Raw genomic sequence first — 6,169 nt, forward strand, 5'->3', positions numbered from 1 at the left:
ACGACCCCGCGAGGTGTCGTCCCCCGGTGATCCTTGATCGGGGACCAGGATGACCCATCGTCACCCTCGCGTCCAGCGAACCGCGCCCGTCGGAGCGCTCTCGTGACCTTCCGTGTCCAGGTGCTCCCGGACGGCTCAGCGGACCGTCAGGAAGCAGCGCCGCAGGGCAGCACGCTCACCTCCGGAGCGGCCACGGTGGTGGGCCCGGTGACCTCGGCGGGCAGCTGCGCGGCCGGGCCGCGCAGCTGCCAGCGCACCACCACCGGCTCACCGGGGGGCAGGTCCACGGTCAGGCGCACCAGCCGCCAGCCGTGCTCGGAGTCCACGGCCGTGGGCACGGTCTCGCCGTCCACCGACGCGGAGTCCAGCCCCACCGCCGGCGGCACCCACAGGGAGACCACGTCGCGCGCGGTGCGCTCCCCGCGCGCGGTGGTGGCGACCTGGTTGGCCACGTAGTCCGGGACCTCCTCGGGCACCGCGTTCGTCAGGGTCAGCTCCAGCGCGACCGTGGCCTCCGAGCTCCCCGTCGCGCACGGGCGCTCCAGCCGCAGCACCGGCTGCGTCCAGTAGTCGAGCTTGGACGGGGCCACGTTCGTCAGGCCCACGTGCGCCACCGCCCGCGGCTCGCCCAGCACGCCCGCCAGCCCCGCGGCCACCAGCGCCGCCTGCTCCTGCTCGTCGGCGCTCCACAGCGCCAGGTGACCGCTGTCGACCGCCTCCTGCGCGCCGCGCAGCGCGGCGGTGGACATCCCGTCGGCCAGCACCGCCTCGAAGGCCGCGGCCGAGGTCGCGGACAGGAAGTCCTTGCGGGCGGTGTTGTCGTCGGCGAAGCGCACGTACGCGTCGCGCATGAGCACCGCCGGCAGGTCCGCCGCGGGGACCTGCCCGAAGACGCCCAGGTCGAGGGGCGCGTGGTCCGGGCCCAGCAGCTGCGCCAGCCCCACGGGGTCCACCAGGACCACGGCGTCCGGTTCCGGCAGGCCGGCGTCCACCACCAGGCTCACGGCCAGCCGGGCGGCGTCGTCGGCCTGGGCGCCGACGGTGAGGTTCTGCACCCGCCCCGCGTCGCGGTCCGCGCCGTGCAGGGCCGCGTACGCGTCGCCGTTGACGGAGACGTCGGCGCGGGCGCTGTACAGGTCGCCGTCGGTGCCGGTGCGCTCCAGGGCGATGCGGCCGCCGTCCACCGACACGTACGCGTACGCGCCGACGATGCCCTGCACCGGCCGCACCTCGGCGGGGTTGGTGAAGGCCACCAGGTAGGTGCGCGGGCCCTCGGCCCCCAGCATCGCCGGCAGCTGCGGCACCAGCTCGGCGGCGGTGTCCAGCGGGCCCGCCAGCTCGTCGAGCTGCCGGGCCACCGGCTCCAGCCGGCCGGAGAGCGCGCCGAGCACGGCCGGGTCGTCGGCGGCCGCCAGCTCGGCGCGGGCCACCGCCACGCGGTCGCGGTAGCCGGTGACGACCGGCACCAGCTCCTGCACGGCCGCCACGTCCACCGCCTGCTCGTCGGAGACCACCCCCTCGGCCAGGGCGTCGCCCACCACCTCCAGGGCCGCGGGCAGCGGCTCGGTCAGCACCGCTGCGGCCGCGGCGCCGCCCGACGCCGCCCGCAGCTGCGCCCCGGCCCACGGCAGGTGCTCCGCGGCCCGGTAGGGCCACTGGCTCGTGGCGCGGTGCGCGGCCGCGGCGTCGGCGGCCACCGAGCGGGCCGTGGTGGCCGCCTCGGCGAAGCGCTGCTCGCGCACCTGCTGCTCCAGGACCGGGACGGCACCGGCCACCCGCTGCAGCGCCCGCGCCGCCTGCGCACCGCTGACCGCGACGGCCGCGACCCAGGCCAGCACCACCAGGGCGACGACGCCGAGCAGCACCCGGGCGGCGCGCGGCAGTCGCCGCCGTCGGCGGGCGGGGGCGGTGGCGGGGGAGGAGCCGGACACCCCCAGACAGTAACGAGGACGGGGAGGTGCCCGGGCGCGCTCGCGGGTGCCGGCCCGCGGTGACCTCCGGGGCGCGGGTGGGTGTCGGGGCCCGGACGTAGGCTGGGGACCTCCCACCCCCACCCCTCCCGGAGTGTTCGTGAGCCTCACCGGCCTGCTCGACGTCCTGCGCACCGAACCCGCCGTCCGCGCGGCCGTTCAGGCGGCGCGCGAGGGCGGTGACCAGGCCCTCGACGTGGTCGCCCCGATCGGCGTGCGCCCCGCGCTGCTGGCGGCCCTGGCCGCCGAGCGGCCCCTGCTGGTGGTCACCGCCACCGGCCGCGAGTGCGAGGACCTGGCCACCTGGCTGCGCTGCTACCTGCCGCAGCACGCCGTCGCGGAGTTCCCCGCCTGGGAGACGCTGCCGCACGAGCGGCTGTCCCCGCGCAGCGACACCGTCGCCCAGCGCCTGGCGGTGCTGCGCCGGCTGGCGCACCCCGTCGCGGACGACCCCGCCGCCGGGCCGGTGCGCGTGGTCGTCGCCCCCGTGCGCGCGGTGCTGCAGCCGCTCGTGAGGGGCCTGGCGGAGCTGGAGCCGGTGCGCCTGCGCGCCGGTGACGAGGTCGGCCTGGACGCGGTGGTGCAGGCCCTGGCCGCCGCGGCGTACACGCGCGTGGACATGGTGGAGCGGCGCGGGGAGTTCGCCGTGCGCGGCGGCATCCTCGACGTCTTCCCGCCCACCCGCCCGCACCCGCTGCGCGTGGAGTTCTTCGGCGACGAGGTCGACGAGGTGCGCTCCTTCTCCGTGGCCGACCAGCGCAGCCTGGAGGCCGAGCCGGACGGGGTGTGGGCGCCGCCGTGCCGGGAGCTGCTGCTGACCCCGGCGGTGCGCGAGCGCGCCGCCGCGCTGGCCCCGTCGCTGCCCGGTGCCGCCGAGATGCTCGCCAAGCTCGCCGAGGGCATCGCCGTGGAGGGCATGGAGTCCCTCGCCCCGGCCCTCGTGGACGGCATGGAACCGCTGCTGGACGTGCTGCCCGACGGCACCCACGTCGTGCTCGCCGAGCCGGAGAAGGTGCGCGCCCGCGCCCACGACCTCGTCGCCACCGGCGCGGAGTTCCTCGACGCCGCCTGGGCGGGCGCCGCCGCGGGCGGGCAGACACCGGTGGACCTGGGCGCCTCGTCGTTCTGGACGCTCGCGCAGGTGCGCGCGCACGCGGAGTCCACCCGGCGGCCCTGGTGGTCGGTGACCTCGCTGGTCTCCGACGACGAGCTGCGCGACCTGGAGGACACGCGCGTGCTGCGCGTGGCCGCCCGCGACGTCGTCAGCTACCGCGGCGAGACGGAGAGGGCGCTGGCCGACCTGCGCGAGCTGGCGGGCGCCGGCTGGCGCATCGTCGTCACCACGGAGGGGCACGGACCGGCCAAGCGGCTGGTGGAGCTGCTCTCCGGCGAGGACGTCCCGGCCCGGCTCGTCGACGACCTCGTGGAGCCCCCGGCGCCGGCGGTCGTGGCGGTGACCACCGCGAGCGTGGAGCACGGGTTCGTCGCCGAGGCGCTGAAGGCCGCGCTGGTCACCGAGTCCGACCTCACCGGTGTCGGCGGGCAGTCCACCAAGGACATGCGCCGCATGGCCCCGCGCCGGCGCCGCAACGCCGTGGACCCGCTGAGCCTGCAGCCCGGCGACTTCGTCGTCCACGAGCAGCACGGCATCGGGAAGTTCGTCGAGATGGTGCAGCGCACCGTCCAGGGCGCCACCCGCGAGTACCTCGTGCTGGAGTACGCCTCCAGCAAGCGCGGCCAGCCCGGCGACCGCCTGTTCGTTCCCACCGACACCCTGGACCAGGTCACCCGCTACACCGGCGGGGAGACCCCGACGCTGTCGAAGATGGGCGGCTCGGACTGGGCGAAGACGAAGTCCCGGGCGCGCAAGGCCGTCAAGGAGATCGCCGGCGACCTCATCAAGCTGTACTCCGCTCGCATGGCCACCAAGGGCCACGCCTTCGGCCAGGACACCCCGTGGCAGCGCGAGCTGGAGGACGCCTTCCCGTACGTGGAGACGCCCGACCAGCTCGCCAGCATCGACGAGGTCAAGGGCGACATGATGAAGCCGGTCCCCATGGACCGGCTCATCTGCGGCGACGTCGGCTACGGCAAGACGGAGATCGCGCTGCGCGCGGCCTTCAAGGCCGTCCAGGACGGCAAGCAGGTCGCCGTGCTCGTGCCCACGACGCTGCTCGTGCAGCAGCACTTCAAGACCTTCGCCGAGCGGTACGCGCAGTTCCCCGTCTCGGTGAAGCCGCTGTCGCGGTTCACGCCCGGCCCGGAGGCGAAGGAGACGATCGCGGGCCTGGCCGACGGCTCCGTCGACGTCGTCATCGGCACGCACCGCCTGCTCAGCGGGGAGGTGAAGTTCAAGGACCTCGGCCTGGTGGTCGTCGACGAGGAGCAGCGCTTCGGCGTCGAGCACAAGGAGTCGCTGAAGACGCTGCGCACCAACGTGGACGTCCTCGCGATGAGCGCCACCCCGATCCCGCGCACCCTGGAGATGGCGGTCACCGGCATCCGGGAGATGTCGACGCTGGCCACCCCGCCGGAGGAGCGCCACCCGGTCCTGACGTACGTGGGCGGCCAGGAGGACAAGCAGATCGCCGCCGCGATCCGCCGCGAGCTGCTGCGCGAGGGGCAGGTCTTCTACATCCACAACCGGGTGCAGTCCATCGAGCGCACCGCCGCCCGGCTGAAGGAGCTCGTCCCCGAGGCCCGGATCGCCACCGCGCACGGGCAGATGGGCGAGCACCGCCTGGAGCAGGTCGTCGTCGACTTCTGGGAGAAGAAGTTCGACGTGCTGGTCTGCACCACCATCGTCGAGACGGGCCTGGACATCTCCAACGCCAACACCCTCATCGTGGAGCGCGCCGACGCGATGGGCCTGTCGCAGCTGCACCAGCTGCGCGGACGCGTCGGCCGCGGCCGGGAGCGGGCGTACGCGTACTTCCTGTTCCCGCCCGAGAAGCCGCTCACCGAGACCGCGCACGACCGCCTCGCCACCATCGCGCAGCACACCGACCTCGGTTCCGGGATGGCCGTGGCGATGAAGGACCTGGAGATCCGCGGCGCCGGCAACATGCTGGGCGGGGAGCAGTCCGGCCACATCGCCGGGGTCGGGTTCGACCTCTACATGCGCATGGTCGCCGACGCGGTGGCCGACGTGCGCCGGCAGGTCCCGGGCGCGGAGAACGACGCCGAGCCCGAGCCCACCGAGGTGAAGATCGAGCTGCCGATCGACGCGCACCTGCCGCACGACTACGTGCCCAGCGAGCGGCTGCGCCTGGAGGCGTACCGCCGCCTGGCGGCCGCCGACTCCGACCAGGACCTCGTCGACCTGAACGCGGAGCTGACGGACCGCTACGGCACCCCGCCGCAGCCGGTGCTGAACCTGCTGGAGGTGGCGCGCTTCCGCATCGCCGCCCGCCGCGTGGGCCTGCGCGAGGTGTCCCTGCAGGGCAAGCAGGTGCGGTTCGCGCCGATCGACCTGCCGGAGTCGCGCGAGCTGCGGCTGAAGCGGCTGTACCCGGGCACGATCCTCAAGCCGGCCCTGTCGGTGGCGCTGGTGCCGGCGCCGATGACCGCGCGCATCGGCGGCAAGCCGCTGCGCGACGCGGAGATGCTCGGGTGGGCGCACGAGTTCGTCGCCGCGGTGCTCATGGACCAGCCGGCGGCGGTCGCCGCGGGAGCACGGCGGTGAGCGGGGTGCCCGCCGGGCCGCCCGCCGGCTCGAAGCTGCTCGACCTCGTCGCCGTCATGGACCGGCTGCGCTCACCCGGCGGGTGCCCGTGGGACGCGCGGCAGACGCACGCCTCCCTGCTGCGGTACCTCGTCGAGGAGAGCTACGAGGTCGTCGACGCCGTGGAGAACGGCACCCGCGAGGAGCTGCGCGACGAGCTCGGCGACCTGCTGCTGCAGGTGGTCTTCCACGCCCGCGTGGCCGCCGAGGACCCCGCGGAGGGCTTCGACGTCGACGACGTGGCGGAGGCGATCGTCGCGAAGCTGGTGCGCCGGCACCCGCACGTCTTCGACGGGGAGGTCGCCGCCGAGGACCTGCAGGCCCGCTGGGACGCCATCAAGGCCACCGAGAAGCCGCGCGAGTCCGTCCTGGACGGCATCCCGCTGCAGCTGCCGGCGCTCGCCCGCGCCGACAAGGTCCTCGGCCGCCTGCAGCGCGCCGGCCTCGCCGAGCCCGCCGGGGCGCAGGAGCCGGT

Annotated in this window: 3 protein-coding genes; 2 read left to right on the forward strand and 1 reads right to left on the reverse strand. The window is 75.3% G+C overall.

Features of this window, described 5'->3' with window-relative positions; genetic code table 11:
• Positions 1-146 precede the first annotated feature (146 nt).
• A complete protein-coding gene (locus V9U69_RS04215) occupies positions 147-1,931 on the reverse strand; it encodes a DUF4012 domain-containing protein (RefSeq protein ID WP_337060051.1) in 1,785 nt (594 codons plus the stop codon).
• Positions 1,932-2,070: 139 nt separating this feature from the next.
• On the opposite strand from V9U69_RS04215, the gene mfd reads away from it, so the two are divergent.
• Complete coding sequence (gene mfd, locus V9U69_RS04220) at positions 2,071-5,655, forward strand: transcription-repair coupling factor (RefSeq protein ID WP_337060052.1); 3,585 nt, start codon at positions 2,071-2,073, stop codon at positions 5,653-5,655.
• The coding region (locus V9U69_RS04225; protein WP_337060053.1) for a MazG family protein at positions 5,652-6,169 on the forward strand (518 nt) is incomplete at its 3' end. The genes mfd and V9U69_RS04225, both read left to right, overlap by 4 nt.

Origin of the sequence: Kineococcus sp. G2 (assembly GCF_037154035.1) — a bacterium.
GTDB lineage: Bacteria > Actinomycetota > Actinomycetes > Actinomycetales > Kineococcaceae > Kineococcus.